A 21,646-nucleotide genomic window follows, 5' to 3' on the forward strand; every position below is an offset into this window, starting at 1 on the left:
CGGCGGCATGAGAGGAAGACGCCGCGTCGCGGCAGTGGGTGCCGCCGCTGGGCTCGCAGTCGCCCTGACGGCGTGTGCGCCGGCCCTGCCCGAGTCGGTCGTGCCGGGTTCGGCGGCTGTCGTGGGGTGGTCGGGCGAGTTCACCTCCGCGAACGCGGCCGCGTCGCCGACCCGGGGCAATGTCGACATCGCCGAGGCGATCCGAGCTGATTTCGGCGACGTGATCGATGGCGAGTTCGTCGCCGACGAGGGATTCGGCACCGTCACGATCACACGCGAGGACCCGTTCACGGTGCGGTATGACCTCGCGGAGCCGGTCTGGTCGGACGGCATCCCGCTCGATGCGGCCGACCTGCTTCTGGGATGGGCAGCCGCCTCCGGTCATCTCCCGCTGGAGGACGAGGCTCAGGACGGCGGCGAGGGGGCGGATGCCGAGCACCGGATGCCGGCCATCGACGAGTTCGCCCGTGCCATCGAGGTGACGTTCCCGCAGCCGATCATGCAGTGGCAGAGCGCGGTGTCGGCACCTGTTCCCGCGCACGTGGTCGGTGCCCGCGCGTTCGGCCTCGACGACCCGATGCAGGCGAAGCAGGCTGTCATCGCGGCGATCGAGGACGGTGACGAGCAGGCACTCGAGTCGATCGCGACGGTGTGGCACGAGGGCTTCGAGATCACCGATGGAGACGACGCATCCGGCGTGCTCTCGAGCGGTCCGTACACCGTGGACCGCATCGAGGCCTCCGATGACGGACAGAGCGTCAGCCTGGCTCCGAACCCTTCGTATCGCGGTCTCGAGTCCTCCAAGATCGCACGCATCGATCTCGTCCCGCCGGGCGACGACCCCATCGCGGCGATCGGCGACGTGCTGGACGTCGCTCAGGTCGCCCCGACCGCAGCCAACCGAGCGGTGATCCGTGAACTCGAGCGTACGGATCACGTCATCGACATCCAGCACGACGGCACCATGTGGGCGCTGCTCCTGAATCCGAGCGGCGTATTCGGGCAGCATGCCGCGCGCACCGCGTTCATCCACGCATCGCCGGCGACCGCGATGTCGGATGGAGGCGCAGGGGAGTGGACGTCGGCGTACACGGCGACCACCTCGATGGTGTCGGCTCCCGGCTCTCGCACGTACGACATCGTCAACGAGGATTCCGGTTTCACCGAGACGCTGGGCACCCCGGGAGACGACCCGGCTCTCGAGCGCGAGGCATCCGGCCATCCCGCCGGAACACGGGTCTGCGTGCTCTACGACCGGGGCAGCGAGTTCGCCGCAGGGGCGTTCAACGCGCTGAGAGCCGTCGCCGCGGATTCCGGCTGGAGCGTCGCCGACTGCGGGAGCGACGATTTCGACGCCGCCGTCGAGCAGCGCGACTGGAACGCCGTGATCGCCCGGGTGCCGATCCCCCAGTCGCCTGACGGAATCGCCGATCAGTGGGGGGCCCAGGGCGCGGCATCCATCACGGGGGACGCGTCGGCGGAGCGCGACGCGCTGATCGCGCAGCTCGCCCGGACGCCGGACGTCTACGAGGCACGCGATGTGACGGCGCAGATCGAGGCGACTATCGTGCGGTCCGCGATCGCCGTCCCGATCGCCGTGAATCCCCGGCTGAGCATCATCGACCGGGACGTGACGGGGGCGGCGCCGCGTAGCGGCGCTGAGGCACCGCTGACCCACGGACTCACCCGGTGGGCGGTCGTGCAGTGAGCGTGTGGGTCGTTCTCCCCATCGCGGGTGACCTGAAGAGCCGCCTAAAGTCGTCGGTGGAGGTTGTGCCGTGGGAATGATGTTGCCGAATGAGCTGATCTGGGTGATGGAGAAGCTCGGGTTCGAGTGGCCGGACGTCGACGAGGACGAGCTGCGGCGCGGTGCCGAGATCGTGCGCGTCTTCCGCGACGACCTCGAATCGAAGCTGGTCGCCATGGACCGGAAGGTCAACGGCGATCTCGCAGTGGCGATGCGTGGCCAGGCCGGTCCGGCGTACGTCGCGGCATGGAACACGAACCGCTCGCAGAACCTGCAGAAGCTGCTGGACCTCCTCGGCCCGGTGCCGACCGGAACGAACATCGCCGCGGACGTCGTGTTCGGACTGAAGATCAAGGTGATCGCCGACGTCACGACCACGATGATCTCTCTCGTGGCGATGCTGACCAACCCGGTGACGGCCCTCGGCGCGGGGCCGATGCTGCTCATCAAGAAGCGGCTCCTCAACGCCGCCGTCGACGTCGCGATCGAGCAGGTGCTGAACCAGGTTCTTCCGATGGTGATCGAGCCGCTAGTGCAGGAACTGCCCGTCGTGATCATGGCCGCGCTGGACTCTCCACTCGTCGAGTCGGTTGCCGGCGATCCCGAGGAGTTCTATGCGGACCTGCAGGCGCTGGAGCAGGCGGAGGGCGACATGGAGCTGCACGCGTCCGATGTCGAGACGCTGACCGAACGGCTGATGGCGGATCTCGCCGGCTTGAATCTCACGGGGGACTGACTTATGGGTATTGGCAGCTCGGTCATCAGACCATTGAAGGACGCGCTGGACGGCATGCCGGTGCACGTTCGTCAGCTCTCGGAGATGTTCCGCAAACACGGACAAGGACACACGCGGAACAGAAGCGACATCGCTGACCTCGACACCACGGACGTGCCGGATGCGTTGCGCGATGGCTGGCGCAGGGACACCGACTGGACGCCGGATGCGGTGACCAGCTGGAAGGGCGACGCGCCCGACCCGAGCGAGTATCTCGACGCCGACTACATCGACCAGCACCTCGCGCGGTTCGACGACGGTGCGAGCCGGATCTACTTCTCGGACTCGCTGCACAAGTACGGGCCGGGCCAGGCCGATCACTCGACCTTCGTGTTCCCGCGGTCCGAGCTGCAGCAGATCCTCGACGAGACCGGCGGCGATGCGAACCAGATCGCCGACAGGCTCGGCATCGACCGGCAGTGGTTCTTCGATGCGAACGGCGACCCGGTGCCGGTGGAGATCAGGCACTTCGAACCGTCCGAGCTCACCAACCTCCGGGTGCCGAACGGCAACGAGGCGGGTGCGAACGAGAACTGGATTCCGGGCGGATACCTCCCGACCGGTGTGCCCGAGGCGGTCATCGACGTGCCCGAATCCGCCACCGGCACCGCATCCGACTACAATCCCGGCCTCTGGCCGGGCACGGCGCAGAGTCTGACGCTTCATTGATGAACACCGAGTCGCGCGCTTCACGCGGGTCCGGCGTGTTCGACCCGGAGTCGGTCGGCGTCGGGGCGGTGATCTCCCACAGCGGCGACACGCTCGTCACGAACGGCGATGAGATCATCGCGGCCGTCGAGGAGCTGACGGATCGCACGTTCCCGGCGGATCCGACTGACGGATGGCTCACGGACGACGTGCCGGTCCTCGCGCGGAGCGACAGCTGGATAGTCCCGCTGGCGTGGGTTCCGGAGCTCCCCGGTGACGCTGCTGCCCCTCGCCGCCAGATGCTCCGCAGTCGTGTGGGCGACCTGTGGACGAGCGTGCGAAGTGCATGTGAGTACCGGCACGGCAGTCAGATCGGCATCGGCCTGGAAAGCGCCGCCGATGGGAAGAACCGCTACGTGTCCGAGCTGGTGCGCACGGGTGTGCGGCGAGCCGACTGGTGGGCGTTCGGCGAATGGGCCGTGGTCCTCGTCGTGCACGGTGAACCGGTACCTGCACCCGTCTCGCAGATGGCCGTCCACGTCGTTCCCATCGGATGGGTGTCGGAGCGTCGCGCGGCGAAGAGGGTGCCTGAGATCGACCTCGGCTGGTCGTGGTCCGACGTGGTGGGTCTCGCGGGTTCACGCGGCACCGAGGGTAGCCTGGCAGATGTGAAGGAAGAGGATCAGGGCTCATGACAGGTGCATTTGGGAACGTCGACGTCACCGTGATCCCGCGGATCTACGGCGCGAGCGAACTAGGCGTGCTGTCGATCACCGCTCCCGATGACGCCCACCCGCGGGTGGAGTACATCGGCGGCGAGCTGTTCGTCGGTCTCGATGAGACCGACGTGGCCGTGACTCGGGGACAGGCGGAGGCGTGGACGCGTCCCTTCCGTGAGGTGCTGGCCGAGTCCGCCTCGGCAGCAGGGCCCCTTCCGGAGCCTGCGGACGGGGTGATCCTCGTCGAGGACGAGGCGCTCGCAGCCGCCGTTCTGATCGATCCCGTCGCACGTCTCGCGGCGGCGCAGGTCGAAGGCGATCCGGTCGTGTTCGTTCTCTCGCGCGCGCGTCTGGCGATCGTCGGCGCCGACGACGAATCCGGCGTCGCACGGGTGCTGGACCTCGCCGAGGAGCTGTACGAAGCTGGTGGCGCGCTCGTGAGCGCGCACCCGATCACGCTGTCCGACGGTGCGTGGGCTCCGTTCCCCTGGCGCGAGCGGTTCGCGTCGCTCACGCTCCGGTTCGAGCGCGTGCTGCGGCTGTTCAGCGTGCGCGCCTACGAGGCGCAGACCGCGGCTCTGGCGCGACCGGACGTGCGCTACATCGATCCGAAGATCCGGGTGCTCGACACGGGCGTCACCACGACGTTCGCCACGTGGCCGAGGGGCGTCGCGTCCTTGCTGCCGGTGGTCGACAACGTGATCGTCGCCGACGCCTCATCGGACGGCACGCAGCTCAGCGTTGCGACGATGGCGCAGTTCCTCGAGGCGGGCGGCGAGGCGATCATCCGCACGGGACTGTCGCCGGCGCGGTACTTCGTTCCCGGCGACCAGCCGAGCTGACCGGCCCCGGCGGCGGGTCGCGGCGGTCGCGGAGTGCTGGGCGGCGAGCCGAGATGGGCTGCTCTCCCCATCGCGTACCGCGCGCGCACCTCGGTAGCGTCGTCGCCGGAGGTGGTCGCCGTGGGCATGATGCTGCCGAACGACCTGATCTGGGTCATGGACAAACTGGGCCTGGAGTGGCCCGATATCGACGAGGACGAGGTTCGCAGGGCGGCGACGCTCGTTCGCGGCTACAGCGGTGACCTGGAGGCGCTCGTTCAGGCCGCCGATCGCCGGATCAACGGCGATATCGCCGCCGCGATGACCGGCCGAACCGGAACCGCGCACCTCACGGGGTGGAACCGCAACCGGTCGGAGAACGTGCAGCGCCTGCTGGACCTTCTCGACCCCGCTGCTACCGGCATCGACATCGCGGCCGACATCGTTCTGGCGCTCAAGATCAAGGTGATCGCCGAGATCACTCTGACGCTCATCCAGCTGATCCCGCTGCTGGCCGCCGGTCCATTGGGTGCGGGAGGGGCGGCCCTGCTCATCCTCGCGCGCAAGAAGCTGTTCTCGATGGCCATGGAGGCCACGATCGAGCAGGTCATCAACGAGGTACTGCCGCTCGCGCTCGAGCCGCTGGCCGAGCAGGTGCCGGGGCTCGTCATCGCGCTGCTGGACGCCCCTGTCGTCGAGGACAATCTCGGCGACATCGACGAGTTCCAGGCGGACCTCGCCGCGCTCGATCAGGCCGCTGACGACATGGACGCCCACGCGATCGACGTCGAGGAGCTGACCGATCGGCTGCTCGCCGACCTCGCGAATCTTCAGATCTCGGGGGACTGACACATGCAACTGCAGAAGCTGATGCGCGATCTGGTCGATGCCGTCGATGGCGCCGGACGTGAGTTCAAGACCGGCTTCGCCGGAGCATTCCGCAAGCGCGGTGGGAAGCACCGCGCTGATGCCGACGCCATCCGCCGCACTGACCGGCGCGGGCGCGACAGCACACCGAGGCACCGTGCGGAGCCCACGACCTCGCACGCCAAGAAGTACGACATCCTCAGCGACGTCACCCGCGGCATCCAGTCCCACGGGCACGTGCCGCGGCATCGCGACCCGGACTACAGCTCCGCGCGCGATCTCGGGCACTCCGTGGGCGATGGCATCCGCGAGATCCCGCGCGACATCGTCGACGGGGTCAAGGGCGTTCCGAAGAACGTGCCGAAGCAGCTCGTCGAAGAGCTCTACGAGGATGCCATCGGGCAGGACGATCCCGACAAGTACGGCAGGCAGAGCGGCGACATGCGATTCCTCGCACCGGCGAGCGAATCGGCGGATCTGAGCGCACTGAGTCAGGGTGAGATCGAGGTGCGCTTCGGGCTGGAGCCGGGTGCGCTGGACGGCGCGAACGTCCGGATCGCGCCGATTCCCGGCTCCCGGTTCGTCAGCGTCGAGATCGACCACCCGGGGCGCGACTGACCTTCCTGGTCTCCACGGTGGGAAGCGCTACCCATAGTGAGCGGCATCCCGTCTGCCTACAGTCGTAGCAGGAGGGGGTGCGATCGTGGGAATGATGTTGCCGAACGAGCTCGTCTGGGTGATGGAGAAGCTCGGCTTCGACTGGCCTGACATCGACGAGGACGAGGTCCGCAAGGGCGCGACGCTGGTGCGCAACCTGGGGACGGATCTGGAGTCGGTGGTCCAATCGATCGACCGGAAGATGAGCGGCGACATCTCTGCGGCGATGCGGGGGCAGGCGGGGCCTGCGACGCTGAGCGCGTGGACCGTGAACCGCTCGCAGAATCTGCAGAAGCTGATCGATATCATGCCGCCTGCGGCGACCGCGATGGATGTCGGTGCGGAGGCGATTCTCGCGCTGAAGCTGAAGGTGATCCTCGACGTGACGACGACGATGATCGCTCTGGTGGGCATGCTGACCAACCCGGTCACGGCGCTGGGCGCCGGGCCGATGCTCCTGGTGAAGAAGAAGCTGCTGAATGCGGCGGTGGACATCGCCGTGGAGCAGTTGCTGAATCAGCTCCTGCCGATGGCGATCGAACCGTTGTCGGCGCAGCTCCCGGCGGTGATCGACGCGGTTCTGGACGCACCGATGGTGGAGGGTGCTGTGGGCGACTCGGACGAGTTCTACGCGGATCTGCAGGCGCTGGAGACCGCACAATCGGAGATGCAGATCCACGGGACGGACATCTCGACGGTGACATCGACGTTCTTCGCGGAGTTCTCCGCTCTCGACTTCGGAGGAGACGACTGATGAGCGCGGCGTTCCGCTCGGCATTCCGGCAGCTGAAGAATGTGGGTGGTGACGCGGGGCGCGTCCTGGACGACAAGCTCCACCAGGTCGCGGACAACCTGAACGAGCATCTCGACACCGTCATCAAGACGGTGAAGGACAAGGACAGGTTCGACGGCAAGCCCGGCCCCGTGAAGGAGTTCGACACGGGTTCTTACAAAGACCTCAAGGCTCGTGAGACAGTCGGGGATGCGATGCAGCACGATCACATCCCGTCCTCTGCGGCACTGAGGCGAGCCAGAGAGAACGAGCTCGGCCGCAAACTCACCCCCGAGGAACGCCGGGAACTGCACAACGACGCCACCGCTGTCGAGCTCAGCGACCTGCTGCACTCCCAGAGCCGAACATTCCGCGGTAAGAACACCCAGGCGCAGATCGATCTCGACGCGGGCGATCTCCGGGTGGCGATGGAGCGCGACCTCAGGACTCTTCGCCAGAACCTGGTCAACGACGGCCGTCTCTCCTCCGGCGAGATCGATAGTCTGTTGAACGGGATTCGCGACTTGAACCAGAGGCGAGGTATCGGATGATCCACGGCGACGCGTCCACATTCCTGAACGCGCTCGGTGCGCGAGAAGGCGATCCTCGGCTGACGCAGGCAGTCTCCGCGGTCGGCGGCGAGTACGCGGTCGAGGTCTACGACGACGACGGCGTGGTCGAGAAGTATCTCATCATGGCGGATCGCGGGGCCGACTTCCTTCTGGAGGACGGTGAACTCGAGACGGTCTTCATCTACGCGGCTGCGACGAAGACGCGCGGGATGTATGACGGCTGGGCGACGCTGATCGACGGAGTCGGGCCGGACGCATCGCCCGACGAGGTCGTGCGCGCTCTGGGCGCGCCGCTGCGCTCGACGCGCGCCTACCTGACATACGAAGCCGACCCGGGGTTCGTGCAGTTCGAGTTCGACGGCGAGAAGCTGACCATGGCGGTCGTCATGCGGCGGGTCATCGGCGGCCAGACCCCGGTGGAGGAGTCCGCGGAGAGCGAGGAGCCGGGGACGGTCGATGGCGAGGCGGCGACGTTCATGCGCGCGGTCGGCACGGCGATGTTCTCGGCGGAGCACATGGCGGTGATCGAACTCGCCGGACCAGCGATCGAGACCCGCGATGACATCCGCGATGGCGTCGCCTGGCAGTACGACCACTTCCCGAACACGGGCGTCACCCTTCAGTTCAAGGGTGAAGACCTGGTCGGGGTGCTGATCCGGTTGCGGAGCGACGATGGCGAATCGACGTATCCCACGCCGGATCTGCTGATCGCAGGACTGCCGCTGCCGTCCTCCCGCGAGGCGGTGACCGACCGCTTCGGCGCCCCCAACCTGTCGAGTGAGCAGATGGATCTGTATCTGGTCGATGACCGCTACCTGAGGTTCGAATACGAGGACGGCCAGAACACCGCTCTGACGGTGGTACTGCCGGGTGCGGAGGTCTGAGGCAGCGCAGATTCACACGGTGGACGCTTCCGCGTGGCAGGATGTTCGCGGAGGGGGTCGATACGTGACTGACATGGATGCTGCCACGGCGCTGGACGACGACGCCGATACGAAGGGGCCCCGTGAGGCCTCACCGTTGCGCCTCGAGTTCGCCGGGGAATGGCACGAACTGCCTCCTGGCAGCCCCTTCATCATCGGGCGCGAGGGCGATCTCGAGATCGATGACAATCCGTACCTGCACCGGCACTTCCTCGAGCTTCAGCACCATGACGGCCTGTGGTGGCTTGCGAACGTGGGCGTGCGTCTCGCCGCGACCGTCTCCAGCGCCGGTGGCGCCGTGCAGTCCTGGCTGTCGCCGGGGGCACGGATGCCGCTCGTCTTCGAGCGCAATGTCATCGTGTTCACGGCGGGTCCGGTCACGTACGAACTGAATCTGCACACCGAGGAGGCGCCGTACGAGGTGTCGAGTCAGGTGGAGGCGTCGATGAGCGGCGAGACGACGGTCATGCCGGTCAGCTTCACGGCTATGCAGAAGCAGCTGATCGTGGCACTTGCCGAGCCCATGCTGCGCCGCGAGGGCGTGAGCATGAACGAGCTCCCGTCGTCGAGCGACGCCGCCAAGCGCCTCGGCTGGAGCATGAGCAAGTTCAACCGCAAGCTCGACAACGTGTGCGACAAGCTCGATCGCATGGGCGTCCAGGGCCTCCGTGGCGGTCCTGGCAAGCTCGCCACCAACCGTCGTGCGCGCCTGGTCGAGTACGTCGTGACGTCGCAGGTCGTCACCCGCGCCGACCTCCCACTGCTCGACGACGAGGCGCTGCGGAACCAGAGCGATTCCGACGACTGATCGCGGCATGATCGCGTGGGCAGTCATGCCCATCGTCGCACCCGCGCATCTGTCCTAGCGTGTGTCTCGGGTCGTGGCGGCCCGGATCGCACCGGGACGACGGGAGGCTGAGTGGGCGACGTCGACATCTTCCGAGCTGAGCTGAACGGTGCGTCCAGCGCTCTGAGCGTCGCCATGACGGAGCTGCTCACGCAGGCCGCGGAATTGCAGACGGAGGACGTCGGGATCGAGAACCCCGCTTCCCGCGTGGCGTTGCGGCTCGAGATGCACCGCCGCCTGACGGCCCTGCGTGCGGCATCGTCGGCACGCATCGAGGGGGCATCCCAGCTCGCCGCCGCCGCGCAGGGAATCGCCGACAGGTTTCACGAGCTCGAAGACGAGCTCACCGGTCGGAGGACACCGTGACGGCCACGGGCTCGCCGCCGCAGCGGATCGAGGGCGACGTCGGCAGCATGGCCTGGTGGTCCGGGCAGTTCACGCGGGTGCAGGACCGGCTCGAAGACCTTCGCGATGCCGTCGTTCTGGCGAAGAACGTCCCGGGTGCGGGAGTGTCGGTCAGCGCCATGCGCGACGATGCGGAACGCCTGATCACCACGATCGACGCCGACATCGGTGAAGCGGCGCTGCTCGCGGTCGTGCTGCAGGGCTACGCCGACGCGCACGAGCGGCACGCGCAGCGCGCGAATGCTCTGGTCGACGACATCGAGACGGCCCAGGCCCAGTGGATGCAGCGCAGCGCGGATGCTGCCGATGCCGCCGGGCTCGCCATTGCCGTCGCCGGTGCGGGCGCCGGCCTGTTCACGGATCTGGCGCAGAACGTCGCGACTGAGACTGCGCAGGCCCGTGACCTGTCCTGGCAGCATCTTTCGGCACTGAGGTCGGAGTACGAGCGTCATTTCGCGAACTGGGATGCCGCCTACGACGCAAGCCTCGCCGCGCTTGCCGGCGGCGCTTCCGCGTCTCTCACGGCCGAGGCGAGAGCCGTGTTCGACCGGCTTCTCGGCGCCGATGGCAGTGCGGAGGTCCGAGCGCTCTGGAACGCGCATCCGGAGCTCCATGACCGGCTTCTCGATGCTCATCCCGATGTGCTCGGCAACCTCGACGGCATCCCGTGGGATGTGCGCGCAGACGTGAACAGGGACCGGCTGGATGCGATGCTCGCGACGGAGCCGCCCGGGGAGCGCCGGGACGAGCTCGAAGCGATCCAGCGCGCACTCGAGGCGGAGGGCTCGCCGCGGCCGAGCCTGATCGGCTTCGACCCGGACGGTGCGGAGCAGATGACGGCGGCCATCGCGCACGGAGATCTCGCGACCGCATCCGAGATCAATACGCTGGTTCCCGGCATGAACGGCAACGTCGGCGACATGCACGCCTGGGGCGAATCGGCCAGAGCGCTGAATCGCTCGGTGGGCGAGGGGTCCGCAACCGTCGTCTGGTTCGGGTACGACACCCCGAACCTTGCGGAGGAGCCCGGAATGGCGCGAGCCGAAGACGGCGCCGCCGCACTCGCCTCGTATCTGCAGGGGCTCCGGTCACTCGCCCCGGACGCCGACGTCAACGTCGTCGCCCACTCCTACGGCAGCACGACCGCCGCACTCGCGATCGGGTCTGATCCAGACGGCGCCGGCGTCACCGCTTTCATCGCGGTCGGCTCGGCCGGTTTCCCCGACGACGACGCCGTACTCGCCAACCTGTCCGATGGCGACCCGCGGGTCTACGCGACGATCTCCGAGGACGATGCCGTCGCGCGTATCGGCCGCGGAACGACCTTCGAGCACTCCGTCTCTCCCGAGCGCCTGGCAGGGGTAACCGTGTTCGGCAGCGACGGCGGTGTCGACGGCACCGGCGGTGCTCTGCCCGCCGCGACCGGACACGATGCCCTCGGGCCCGGGGCCTACCTCGAGCCCGGATCGGAGTCGTTCTTCAACGTGTCCGAGATCATCCGCACCGAAGAACCCGGAACGCAGCGTGATGGCGAGGGCAGCACACAGGGATTCTGGGACGAGAGCAACTGGTGGATCAGCGATGAGTACGCTTTCATCGACTTCTGAGTGGATGGTGGACTGATGCGCGGCGTGCTCCGGCGAGTACTGATGGCGGCTCTGGCCGCCGGGATGGTGGTGACGATGACGGGATGCGGCGCGGCGGTGCCGACGGGCGACGCCCTCTACAGAGACGGTGAGAAGCGGTACACCGACTACTCGACCGTGATGCACGACGTGATCATGGCGATTCACGAGGGCGAATGGACGGTGGAGTCCTATGGTGCGTCCCCGATCGCCTGCAGAGCCGACGGTGACCTCGCGGGTTACGCGTTCTCCTGGGTGCGGACGCTCGAGCCGGAGCAGCTCGATGTCGATGCCGTCGTCGCCGACGCCTCATCCGCATTCGAGGAGGCGGGCATGGCACCCGAGACGTCCGTGCTCGGAGACGGCGAACGACGTGAGATCAACGTCATCGCCACAGGGGGCGCGGTCGGTCGCGGTGTGGTGATCGTCCGGCCCGGGCGCGGGATCATCGAGGTGTCCGCCGCGCCGGGATGCTTCCCGGGGGATGCCGGCGACCTGTCCGACATGGTCTTCGACGGTCTCGTGTACACGGGAGCCTCGCAGCGGTTCCCCGCGTTCGAGGGGCCCGTATGGCAGCCGAGGTTCTACTTCCCCGAGGGCGGGAGTCCGATCTACCGCGACGAGGACGGCGCGCCTGTGCAGCCGCAGCCCGACGTCACGGAGTTCCCCGTCGCGCCGTACGGCGACTGACTCTTCCCAGCCGGCCCTCGAGCCTGTCGGCGGGTCGCTGAGCCTGTCGAAGGGTCAGCGCTCGGCGTCGGCGAGGTGCCGTGCGTGGTGGCCGAGCACCTTCACCATGATCCCGCGGCTGCGCAGCGCCGCCACCGTGCGGGTCTCCTCGTCGCGATCGCGCCCGAGGGCGTGCACGTTCGCGACGACGAGCACGTCACCGCGCTGCAGCGTGTCGAGGAGGCGGGACAGTCGATCGCCCCAGGTCTCCAGGATGTCCGGGGCAGGATGCCGGAACCCCTCGATCGGCACTCCGAAGCGCGTGAGTTCCGTGCGCTGCTCCGTCACCGACGGCATCCCGTCGCGCGCGACGACCAGGCCGACCAGCCGTGCACCCTCCGGACGGGCCGACCACCAGTCGTGATCGGCGTCCGCCAGGCACTTCGGGCACGACGCCGCGGCATGCGGCAGGTGCAGCGGGCTCGTCAGTGCAGCATCCGCCATCTCGTTCACATCGCTCATCGCTGAACCTCCCGCATCCATTCTGCCTTGTGCAGCGGTGATCACAGCACCCCGAGCGCGCGCACCGCCTCGCGTTCGTCGATGAGCTCGGCGACCGACGCGCCGATGCGGGCCCGAGCCCAGTCGCTCAGCTCGAGATCTTCCACGATCTGCCACTCGCCGTCCACAGCCCGCACCGGGAACGACGACACGATGCCCTCGGGGACTCCGTACTCGCCGTGCGAGACGACGCCCGCGCTGGTCCAGTCATCCGTCCCGCGCACCCAGTCGCGGGTGTGCTCGATCGTCGCGTTCGCGGCGGATGCCACCGACGACGAGCCGCGCACCTCGATGATCTCGGCACCGCGCTTCGCGACCCGCGGGATGAAGGTCCGATCCAGCCACCCCTGCACGTCGTCGAAGCGTTCGGCGAGAGCATCGAGTGCCGGGCGGCCGTCGACGGTCGCGTGCGTGACGTCGGGGAACTGCGTCGCCGAGTGATTGCCCCAGATCGACACGCGCCGGATGCCGGTGATCGGGGCCTCCAGCGCCACGGAGAGCTGCGCCCTGGCGCGGTGCTCGTCGAGACGGGTGAGCGCGGTGAAGCGCTCCGCGGGAACTCCTTCGGCGGATGCCGCGGCGATCAGCGCGTTCGTGTTGGCGGGGTTGCCGACGACGGTGATGCGCACGCCGGGGTTCGCGTTCTCGGCGATCGCACGCCCCTGGGGGCCGAAGATCCCGGCGTTCGCCGCGAGCAGATCGGCGCGTTCCATGCCGGGGCCGCGTGGGCGGGCGCCCACGAGCAGGGCGATGTCGCATCCGTCGAAGCCGACGTCCGCAGCATCGGTCACCTCGACGTGCTCCAGCAGGTCGAATGCCCCGTCCTGCAGCTCGAGAGCCGCGCCCTCGGCGGCCCCGAGTCCCTGCGGGATCTCGAGCAGTCGCAGCCGCACCTTCTCGTCGGGGCCGAGCATGTCGCCGGCGGCGATGCGGAACAGCAGCGCATATCCGATCTGTCCGCCCGCGCCCGTGATCGTGATCGTGGTCGCCATACGCCGAGCCTACGTCGGCCGTGGGCGCGGGGGTACTCTCATCCAATGACGTTCAACCCTGACTCCGACATCTCGGGTCACCGCACCCGTCGTCCCGGTCGGACAGCGGCGATCGCCGGTGGCGGCGTCGGCGTCCTGGCGATCATCGCGCTGCTCGCCGGCCCTCTGCTCGGCATCGACCTGTCCGGGCTGCTGGGCGGCGGAACGCAGGGCGGCGGCAGCCCATCGGAATCCGGCAGCACCGTGCTGGCGTGCGAGACGGGCGAGGACGCCAACATGCAGGACGACTGCCGCATGGCCGGCGCCCAGGTGCTGCTGGACGACTACTGGGCGCAGCATGTCGAGGGGTACACGCCTCCGCAGCTGTACGTGTTCGAGGGCCAGACGTCGACGCAGTGCGGCACGGCATCCAACTCGGTCGGCCCGTTCTACTGCCCGCCCGAGCAGGGCGTGTACATCGACCCCGACTTCTTCCAGATCATGCGGCAGCAGTTCGACGCCTCGGCCGGCGAACTCGCGCAGCTGTACATCGTGGGCCACGAGTGGGGCCACCACATCCAGAACATCACCGGCGTCATGGCCGACCACCCGGGACGCGAGAGCGGACCGGGAAGCGATGGAGTGCGCATCGAGCTGCAGGCCGACTGCTATGCGGGCGCATGGCTGGCCGACGCGGCCGAGCTGACCGACGAGAACGGCGTCCGCTATCTGGAGACGCCGACCGAGGCGCAGCTGGAAGACGCGCTCAATGCCGCCCTCGTCGTGGGTGACGATCACATCCAGGAGATGTCGGGCTTCTCGAACCCCGAGTCGTTCACGCACGGGTCGAGCAAGAACCGGCAGTACTGGTTCGCGAACGGCTATCAGAACGGTGCGGGCGTGTGCGACACCTTCGACGACTCCGTGGGGGTCGATCTCGTGTCGTGACGCGGGGCCCGGTGCCGGGCCTCACGGAGGGTACGCGGTACGGTGAAGGCAGCGCCGATCACGGCGGCGGGTTCTGATTCACCGGGGGACGACCATGGACACGGATGCACTGTATCCGCCGATCGAACCGCACGACAGCGGGATGCTGCTCGTCGGAGACGGTCAGCGCATCGCCTGGGAGGTCAGCGGGAACCCGGACGGCAAGCCGGTGGTGTTCCTCCACGGCGGGCCTGGAGGCGGAACGGCGCCCTGGCATCGTCGGTTCTTCGACCCCGAGAAGTACCGGATCGTGCTGTTCGATCAGCGCGGCTGCGGGCGGAGCATCCCGCATGCGAGCGACCCCGAGGCCGACCTCCGGTTCAACACCACGGCGCACCTCATCGCCGACATCGAGCTGCTGCGCAAGAACCTCGGAATCGAGAATTGGCAGGTCTTCGGAGGATCGTGGGGAAGCGCGCTGGCCCTCGCCTACGCGCAGGCGCACCCGGATGCCGTGACCGAACTCGTGCTGCGCGGCATCTTCACGCTGCGCCGCGAAGAGCTGGAGTGGTTCTACGAGGGCGGCGCTGGTGCGCTGTTCCCCGACCTCTGGGAGGACTTCGTCGCGCTGATCCCGCCGGTCGAACGCAATCGCATGATCGAGGCGTACCATCGGCGGCTGTTCGATCCGGATCCCGCCGTCCATGTTCCCGCCGCACGGGCATGGTCGAAGTGGGAGGGTTCGACGATCACGCTGCGACCGGACCGCGGCACGATCGAGCGGATGACCGAGGATGCCACGGCCGTCGCCTTCGCGCGGATCGAGAACCACTTCTTCGTGAACCACGGCTGGTGGACCGAGGGGCAGCTGATCGCCGGAGTGGATGCGATCCGGCACATCCCGGCGGTCATCGTTCAGGGGCGGTACGACATCTGCACGCCGATGATGACCGCGTGGGATCTGCATCGCGCCTGGCCCGAGGCCGAGTTCGTCGTCGTCGATGACGCCGGGCACGCGGCATCCGAGCCCGGCATCCAGCAGGCCCTCCGCGACGCGACCGACGCCTTCGCGGGCTGAGCCCAGGCTTCGCTGTTCCGGGCAGCACTCTCCGCGGGTCGTTGAGCGGAGGCGGCGGAGCCGCCGCAGACGAAACGCGTTGAGCGAGCCGCAGGCGAGTCGAAGCGTCCCTACGCCCGCAGCGCCTGCACGAGCGTCTTCAGCAGGCCCAGCATCCCGCCGTTCGCGCGGAACCTGGTGAGACCCTCACTCACGACCGCGCCGGTGCGCGCCGTCACGAACCACGGCGGCTTCGGCAGGATCGTGAAGCGGCCGCCGCCGTTCACGATCGGCAGTGAGCGGGGGAAGGGTCGGAACGGCCCGTGCAGCACGGAGCGCTCGACGTGGTCGAGCAGCAGCGCGTTGTGCACCACGCCGATGCCGCTGCCCACGTCCTGCAGGGTGTTGCCGGGGAATGCTCCCCAGGTCAGCGTCGGGGTGATGAACCCGAACGCCGTCCAGGCGTTGACGGCGATCGACCCGTAGCGCAGTTCGGTGATGGCCCGCTCGAACCCGGTGCCGAGCGCCTTCTGCGTGGCGGGGTCGATCAGCAGATTGGCGCCGAGCGTGCCCTGCAGCTTCTCGTTCGCGTGGGCGACCGCGGCATCCAGGAACTCCTGCCCTGCGCCGGGCAGAGCGACGACGCCGAGCACCGGGGCGAAGTACTCGGTGTTCTCCACCGCCGTGGCGTCGCCCTCGGGGTCGATCTCGACGAGCAGCCGATCGCCGAGCACCAGGGCGTCCGGGTAGTCGTCGTTCGCCTGCCGCATCCTGTCGTCCGAACGCGGGTACCAGATCGGGCGTTCCGGAGCCTTGGCGTAGGCGCGGCGGAGCGCCGCACGGAAGGCATCTGCCTGCGCCCAGTCGGACGACATGATCACTACCTGCCCGGCGATGCAGTTGTGCCCGCTGTTCTGCAGCCGCATCGTCGCGATGTGCTCGGCGTGGAAGCGCAGGTCGGCATCCGTCCACTCGCCGGGCACGACGATGATGGGGGAGACGCCGCCGAGCTCCGCCGTGATCGGCTTCTTCAGAAGCGGCCGGTCCTCTCGGCGCCGGCGCTTCGCGGCAGCGGCATCCGGACCGTTCGACGGCCCCCACGCGATCGCGCCGAACGTGGCGGCCGATCCCGTGATGTGCACGTGCGCGAGGCGCTTGTGGCCGGTGAGATATGCCCCGACGTCGCCGCCGCCGCGGACGATGCGGAGGAAACCGGGCTCGATGAGCGCCGCGAAGGCGTGCTCGAAGAGGGGCACGAGTGCGTCCTGGGTGGGGTTGACCTTGAGCAGTGCGGTGCGATTGTGCGCGAGCAGTTCGTACAGCACGTCGAGCACCGGGATCGAGGTGACGTTGCCGGCGCCGAGTACGAGCCCCACGCCACCGGATTCGTGCGGGGTGCGCTGGGCGAGTCCCGCGCTCGCGCGAGCGGCACGGGGAGTCGTGCCGGGTTCGAGCCACACCTCGCCGCTGAATCCGGACAGCAGCACCCTGTCGAGGCCCGTCAGCGGAAATGCGTGCACGCGGGTGCGGCCGCCCGGTGCGCGGCCGATGCGGATGCCCTCAAGCGCGTTGCGGCCCTCGCCGATGCGGGTGAGGGTCTCGGCATACGCGTCGAGCGCGCCGAGGACGCTGTAGGGCCCTGCGAGCCATTCCTCGCCGCGCAGCGGGTGGCTGCCGCCCAACCCCTTGGAGGCGGATGCCGTGTGCGCCCACTCCTCGACGGATGCCGCCACCGCCGTGCGCACTGCCCGCAGCAGCGTTGCGCGCTGTCCGACGCTCAGCGCCGTCCAGGTGCGCGATCCGGCCTCGAGGTCGTCGATCGCGGCATCCAGGCGTGCGCGCTCATCGTCGTCGAGGCCTGCGGCGGGGTTCACGGCGGTCGCTGACGTCATCGGCATCTCCTTCGTGCGGGTGCTCCCAGCCTAAGCGGACAGCGTCTGGGCGGCGTCAATGTCGCTTCGCCGCAGGCGGTAGCGCGACAGCGGCAGGATGCTGAGCGCCATCAGCGCGGCGGGCAGGATGCTGAAGCTGAGGACGATGCCGGTGACGGCGGCGTCCGGCTGCACGGTGTCCGCGCCGGCCACGCTCGAGATATACCCGGTCGCGGCGAGCACGAGCGAGACGGCGGTGGCGCCGAGCGCGAAGCCGACGGTCTCCCCGGCGGTCCAGATGCCGGTGAACGTCCCCGCTTGTCCGCTTCCGCCGGTGCGCGCGTCGTGCGAGATCACGTCGGGCAGCATCGCCATCGGCAGCGACTGCAGTCCCGCGTACGCGATGCCGGCGATGGCGACGGATGCGTAGATCCAGACGCCCGGCGTCCACACGGCGGCGGCGATGCTCGCCGAGGCGACCAGGAACAGGATGCTGGCGCCGAGGAATGCCCTCTCCTTGCCGGTGCGCCGGGAGATGGCGGTCCAGGCGGGAGTCGCAATGAGCGCCGGCCCGACGAGTGCGACGAACAGGACCTCGACCGCCGCCTCGTCGCCGAGCACCCAGCGGGCGACGTACTGCGCTCCGGCGAGCATGGTGCCGGTGGCGAGCGCCTGCAGCAGGAAGGCTGCCAGCAGTGCGCGGAACGGGGCGCTGCGGCGAAGGGCGCGGAATCCGGAGGCGTACTGCTCGCGCAGCCCCTGAGACTGCATTCCGCGGCCGAGACCGCCGGCATTGCGGCGCGTCTCATCCGCGGAATGCAACCTCGCGGGGGTGGCATCCCGCGCCGTGCGGCTGGCGATCAGCATCCCGACGCCGATCGCGATGCCTGCGACGACGCCCATCAGCAGGTAGCCGCTCACGGGATCGCCGGTCGCGCGCCGCAGCATCGGACCGCCCGCGCCGAACAGCAGGATGCTGGCGGTGAGCACGACGACGCGCCAGCCGAGCAGCCGGGTGCGCTCGTCGTAACCGTCGGTGAGCTCCGCAGGCAGCGCCACGTACGGCACCTGGAAGAGGCTGAACGACGTCGCGGTACCGACGAACGCCAGCAGCACGCAGATCGCGCCGGCCACCGGTCCCCACGACGGCGGCACCGCGAAGGTGAGGGCGAAGAACACCGGCAGCGTGAGCGCCCCGGCCACCATGAAACCTCGTCGCGACCCGGTGCGGGCGAGCTGGCGATCGGATGCCGCGCCGATAAGCGGGTCGATCACGACATCCCACACCTTCGCCGCCGTGACGATGAGCCCTGCGGCGAGGGCCGCGACGCCGAGATTGTCCGTGAGGAAGTAGGTGAGGACGAGCCCGGGCAGCGTGGCGTAGCCGCCGGTGCCGAGAGAGCCGACTGCGTAGGTGGCGATCGTGCGGGCGGACAGACGGGAAGGAGCTCGTTCGGGTCGAGCGTCACTGCTCATCGCGCCAGTGTATCGGCGCGGGGGCTCGACTCGGGAAGGGTCAGATCAACGAGAGCTCGCGCAGCTTGGCGGCGACGTCATCGTTCGACGGCTCGACGTGGTGCGTGGCATCCGGGTAGACGACCACCGGGATGTTCGTGCGGCCGGAGATCTCCTTCGCGACGTCCGCGGCGGCCGGCTCGTCGACGAGGTTGACATAGGTGTACTCGATGCCGAGCTCGTCGAGCTGCTTCTTGGTGCGGATGCAGTCGCGGCACCAGTCGGCGCCGAACATGGTGATCGTATCGGGAGCGGTCGAAGTCATACATCCAGGATATTCGTCCCCAGGTCGACGGGCTCCGTCCCGTCACACAGCCTCGGCGTGGGACGATGGATGCCGTCGCGCCAGCGAGTACGGAAGGGGACGCACGTGGGCATCGCCGTCACGGTCATCGTCCCCACCTTCAACGAGCGTGACAACGTCGCCGAGCTGGTGAAGCGCACTGCGGCCGCGCTCGAAGGGCACGATGCCGAGATCCTGTTCGTCGACGACAGCGCCGACGACACCGCGGCCGAGGTCGAACGGATCGCGAAGACCGCGCCGCTGCCCGTGCGAGTGATCCACCGCCGCGCGAACACCGGGGGTCTGGGCGGCGCCGTCGTCGTCGGCTTCGCGGCAGCGGACGGCGACGTCTGCGTCGTCATGGACGGCGATCTGCAGCATCCGCCCGAGCTGATCCCGACCATGCTCGATCGCTTCTCGGCCGGTGACGCCGACATCGTCGCGGCGTCGCGCTATGTCGGCGGCGGCGACTCCGCGGGGCTCGGCACCGCAGTGCGCTTCGGCGTCTCGCGCGTATCGACGTGGGTGACCAGGGCGATGTTCCCCCGGCGGCTGTCCGGCGCGACGGACCCGATGACCGGCTTCTTCCTGGTCGACCGTCGTCGCCTCGATCTATCCGTGCTGCGCCCGCAGGGGTTCAAGATCCTGCTTGAGATCCTCGCCCGCAGCGACATGCGCATCGCCGAGGTGCCGATGGAATTCTCCGAGCGGCGCAGCGGCGCCTCGAAGGCCTCGCTGCGCCAGGGAGCGACCTTCATCGCCCACCTCACCCGGCTGCGGTTCGGCAAGATGTCACTGTTCGCGCTCATCGGCCTGATCGGGGCGCTGGCCAATCTCGGCATCATGTGGCTGCTGACGACCCTGGGCATGCCGTATGTATGGGCGGCGGTCATCGGCGCCGAGGCCACCATCATCGGCAACTTCCTGCTGCAGGAGCGGTTCGTGTTCGGCGACATGCGCGGGGACGCCCGCGGCGTGTGGGCCCGGTTCGCGGCATCCTTCACCTTCAACAACGTCGAGGCGGCACTGCGGATCCCGATCATGGTGCTCATGGTCGAGACCTGGCACATCTCCAGCGTGCTCGCGACCGCGATCTCGCTGGTGGTCGCGTTCTTCGCGCGTTTCCTGTTCCACTCGCTGTTCGTGTACGCGCCGCGGCGTGAGCGCGCACGCGCGGAGAAGGGCGGGCCGGCGACCGACACGGCATCCCAGCGCATCCTCCGCGCGATCGACGCCGAGGCCATGCGCCCCGGCGAGCTCTGACTTCATAAGCGGGTCATAGCTCCCACAGAGAACCGTCCTCAGGACGCAGCGGAGCATGACAGACATGAACCGCATTCCCGACCCCACCCCGACTCCCGGCGGACCCGCTTATGAGGGTCGCCTGCTCGATCACCCCGACGAGGAGGTCGTCGATCAGGGCGCACCCTTCGACATCCGCACCCTCATCACCCGCCGCAGTGTATTCAGCCTCGCCGGCCTCGGAATCGGTGCTGCCGTGCTCGCCGCCTGCACACCGGCCGCGACCGGCACATCCTCGTCCGGTGACGCCTCGTCGGCGCCCGGTCAGGAGATCCCCGATGAAACCGCGGGGCCGTACCCGGGCGACGGCTCGAACGGGCCGGACGTGCTCGAGGAGTCGGGCATCGTCCGCCAGGACATCCGCTCCTCGATCGACGGCTCCGCCACCGCGGACGGCGTCCCGCTCACGTTCGAGCTCGAGGTGCTCGACATGGCGAACGGCAACGTGCCCTTCGCCGGCGTCGCGGTCTACGCCTGGCACTGCACGGCGCAGGGCGAGTACTCGATGTACTCGTCGGGAATCGAGGGTGCGACCTATCTGCGCGGCGTCCAGGTCGCGGATGCCGAGGGCAAGGTCTCGTTCACGTCGATCTTTCCCGGCTGCTACTCCGGTCGCTGGCCGCACATCCACTTCGAGGTGTATCCCGACGCGAACTCGATCAGCGACTCCGCGAACGCCATCGCGACCTCGCAGATCGCGCTGCCCGAGGACACCTGCCGCACGGTCTACGCAGACTCGCGGTACAGCGGGTCGACGGCGAATCTCGCGAACATCACGCTGGACGGCGACAACGTGTTCGGGGACGACGGCGGCAGGCTGCAACTGGCGACCGTGACCGGCGACGCGAGCAGCGGATACGCCGCCCGGCTGCAGGTCTTCGTCGACACCACGACGACCCCGTCCGCGGGTTCCGCCCCGTCCGGCGGCGGTTCCGGAGGTGCTCCCGGAGGTGGCCCCGGCAATGGCGACGCTCCAGGTCCGCCGTCGAGGTGACACCCGTCGGGGCTCGTTCCGCCCACTGCTGGTAGACTGATTGTGCAACGTGATGTTTTCGCCGCGATTTCGGCACGCACGTCGCCACTGATCATGGCCGTAAAGGACCGCGCACACC

23 protein-coding genes are annotated in these 21,646 nt (G+C 68.6%); 18 read left to right on the top strand and 5 right to left on the bottom strand.

Features of this window, described 5'->3' with window-relative positions; translation table 11 throughout:
• The first annotated feature begins 7 nt into the window (after positions 1-7).
• From IM776_RS02100 to IM776_RS02165, 14 genes are all read left to right on the top strand, one after another.
• On the top strand, positions 8-1,708 hold the full coding sequence (locus IM776_RS02100; RefSeq protein WP_194421438.1) for an ABC transporter substrate-binding protein: 1,701 nt from the start codon (positions 8-10) through the stop codon (positions 1,706-1,708).
• Between the two features lie 76 nt (positions 1,709-1,784).
• The gene (locus IM776_RS02105; RefSeq protein ID WP_194421439.1) at positions 1,785-2,483 is read left to right on the top strand and encodes a WXG100-like domain-containing protein; all 699 of its coding nucleotides are present in this window, start codon (positions 1,785-1,787) and stop codon (positions 2,481-2,483) included.
• A 3-nt stretch (positions 2,484-2,486) separates the two neighbouring features.
• A complete protein-coding gene (locus tag IM776_RS02110; protein ID WP_194421440.1) occupies positions 2,487-3,191 on the top strand; it encodes a hypothetical protein in 705 nt (234 codons plus the stop codon).
• Positions 3,191-3,865, top strand: a complete 675-nt coding sequence (locus tag IM776_RS02115) for a hypothetical protein (RefSeq protein ID WP_194421441.1) — start codon at positions 3,191-3,193, stop codon at positions 3,863-3,865. Before IM776_RS02110 ends, IM776_RS02115 begins: the two co-directional genes overlap by 1 nt.
• Complete coding sequence (locus IM776_RS02120) at positions 3,862-4,731, top strand: hypothetical protein (RefSeq protein ID WP_194421442.1); 870 nt, start codon at positions 3,862-3,864, stop codon at positions 4,729-4,731. The genes IM776_RS02115 and IM776_RS02120 overlap by 4 nt, the downstream gene beginning before the upstream one ends.
• A 126-nt stretch (positions 4,732-4,857) precedes the next feature.
• Positions 4,858-5,559, top strand: coding sequence for a WXG100-like domain-containing protein (locus tag IM776_RS02125; protein WP_194422467.1), 702 nt, complete (start codon positions 4,858-4,860; stop codon positions 5,557-5,559).
• 3 nt (positions 5,560-5,562) lie between these two features.
• Entirely contained in the window at positions 5,563-6,195 is a 633-nt protein-coding gene (locus tag IM776_RS02130; protein ID WP_194421443.1) for a hypothetical protein, read from the top strand.
• Between the two features lie 91 nt (positions 6,196-6,286).
• Entirely contained in the window at positions 6,287-6,988 is a 702-nt protein-coding gene (locus tag IM776_RS02135; protein WP_194421444.1) for a WXG100-like domain-containing protein, read from the top strand.
• Positions 6,988-7,557 carry a hypothetical protein gene (locus tag IM776_RS02140; protein WP_194421445.1) on the top strand — a complete coding sequence of 190 codons (570 nt, stop codon included), beginning with the start codon at positions 6,988-6,990 and terminating at the stop codon, positions 7,555-7,557. Before IM776_RS02135 ends, IM776_RS02140 begins: the two co-directional genes overlap by 1 nt.
• Positions 7,554-8,462 (top strand): hypothetical protein, encoded by a 909-nt coding sequence (locus IM776_RS02145; RefSeq protein ID WP_194421446.1) that lies wholly within the window; start codon positions 7,554-7,556, stop codon positions 8,460-8,462. The genes IM776_RS02140 and IM776_RS02145 overlap by 4 nt, the downstream gene beginning before the upstream one ends.
• A gap of 73 nt (positions 8,463-8,535) precedes the next feature.
• Positions 8,536-9,309: an FHA domain-containing protein gene (locus IM776_RS02150; RefSeq protein ID WP_228480007.1), complete on the top strand. Its 774-nt coding sequence runs from the start codon at positions 8,536-8,538 to the stop codon at positions 9,307-9,309.
• Between the two features lie 111 nt (positions 9,310-9,420).
• Positions 9,421-9,714 carry a hypothetical protein gene (locus tag IM776_RS02155; protein WP_194421447.1) on the top strand — a complete coding sequence of 98 codons (294 nt, stop codon included), beginning with the start codon at positions 9,421-9,423 and terminating at the stop codon, positions 9,712-9,714.
• Positions 9,711-11,360 carry an alpha/beta hydrolase gene (locus tag IM776_RS02160; protein WP_194421448.1) on the top strand — a complete coding sequence of 550 codons (1,650 nt, stop codon included), beginning with the start codon at positions 9,711-9,713 and terminating at the stop codon, positions 11,358-11,360. Before IM776_RS02155 ends, IM776_RS02160 begins: the two co-directional genes overlap by 4 nt.
• Positions 11,361-11,375: 15 nt before the next feature.
• On the top strand, positions 11,376-12,068 hold the full coding sequence (locus IM776_RS02165; protein ID WP_194421449.1) for a hypothetical protein: 693 nt from the start codon (positions 11,376-11,378) through the stop codon (positions 12,066-12,068).
• Positions 12,069-12,122: 54 nt separating this feature from the next.
• Here IM776_RS02165 and IM776_RS02170 read toward each other — a convergent pair whose 3' ends face one another.
• Both IM776_RS02170 and IM776_RS02175 read right to left on the bottom strand, forming a co-directional pair.
• Positions 12,123-12,569 carry a recombinase family protein gene (locus tag IM776_RS02170; protein WP_194421450.1) on the bottom strand — a complete coding sequence of 149 codons (447 nt, stop codon included), beginning with the start codon at positions 12,567-12,569 and terminating at the stop codon, positions 12,123-12,125.
• A gap of 41 nt (positions 12,570-12,610) precedes the next feature.
• Positions 12,611-13,600 (bottom strand): malate dehydrogenase, encoded by a 990-nt coding sequence (locus tag IM776_RS02175; RefSeq protein ID WP_194421451.1) that lies wholly within the window; start codon positions 13,598-13,600, stop codon positions 12,611-12,613.
• 45 nt (positions 13,601-13,645) lie between these two features.
• On the opposite strand from IM776_RS02175, the gene ypfJ reads away from it, so the two are divergent.
• Together ypfJ and pip are read left to right on the top strand one after the other, a co-directional pair.
• On the top strand, positions 13,646-14,527 hold the full coding sequence (ypfJ, locus tag IM776_RS02180; protein WP_194421452.1) for a KPN_02809 family neutral zinc metallopeptidase: 882 nt from the start codon (positions 13,646-13,648) through the stop codon (positions 14,525-14,527).
• 94 nt (positions 14,528-14,621) lie between these two features.
• Positions 14,622-15,584 carry a prolyl aminopeptidase gene (pip, locus tag IM776_RS02185; RefSeq protein ID WP_194421453.1) on the top strand — a complete coding sequence of 321 codons (963 nt, stop codon included), beginning with the start codon at positions 14,622-14,624 and terminating at the stop codon, positions 15,582-15,584.
• Between the two features lie 110 nt (positions 15,585-15,694).
• Here the strand turns inward: pip and IM776_RS02190 are convergent, their stop codons facing one another.
• Genes IM776_RS02190 through IM776_RS02200 form a run of 3 tightly spaced genes read right to left on the bottom strand, consistent with a single transcriptional unit; the run spans position 15,695 to position 19,214 of the window.
• Positions 15,695-17,461 carry an aldehyde dehydrogenase family protein gene (locus tag IM776_RS02190; protein WP_194421454.1) on the bottom strand — a complete coding sequence of 589 codons (1,767 nt, stop codon included), beginning with the start codon at positions 17,459-17,461 and terminating at the stop codon, positions 15,695-15,697.
• Between the two features lie 24 nt (positions 17,462-17,485).
• Positions 17,486-18,910 carry an MFS transporter gene (locus IM776_RS02195; protein ID WP_194421455.1) on the bottom strand — a complete coding sequence of 475 codons (1,425 nt, stop codon included), beginning with the start codon at positions 18,908-18,910 and terminating at the stop codon, positions 17,486-17,488.
• Between the two features lie 40 nt (positions 18,911-18,950).
• The gene (locus IM776_RS02200) at positions 18,951-19,214 is read right to left on the bottom strand and encodes a glutaredoxin family protein (RefSeq protein WP_194421456.1); all 264 of its coding nucleotides are present in this window, start codon (positions 19,212-19,214) and stop codon (positions 18,951-18,953) included.
• 111 nt (positions 19,215-19,325) lie between these two features.
• Here IM776_RS02200 and IM776_RS02205 point away from each other — a divergent pair, with 111 nt between their 5' ends.
• Positions 19,326-20,495 carry a glycosyltransferase gene (locus IM776_RS02205; RefSeq protein ID WP_228480008.1) on the top strand — a complete coding sequence of 390 codons (1,170 nt, stop codon included), beginning with the start codon at positions 19,326-19,328 and terminating at the stop codon, positions 20,493-20,495.
• Between the two features lie 64 nt (positions 20,496-20,559).
• Complete coding sequence (locus IM776_RS02210; protein WP_194421458.1) at positions 20,560-21,528, top strand: intradiol ring-cleavage dioxygenase; 969 nt, start codon at positions 20,560-20,562, stop codon at positions 21,526-21,528.
• The last annotated feature ends 118 nt before the right edge of the window (positions 21,529-21,646 follow it).

Source organism: Microbacterium abyssi (assembly GCF_015277895.1).
GTDB classification, from domain to species: domain Bacteria; phylum Actinomycetota; class Actinomycetes; order Actinomycetales; family Microbacteriaceae; genus Microbacterium; species Microbacterium abyssi.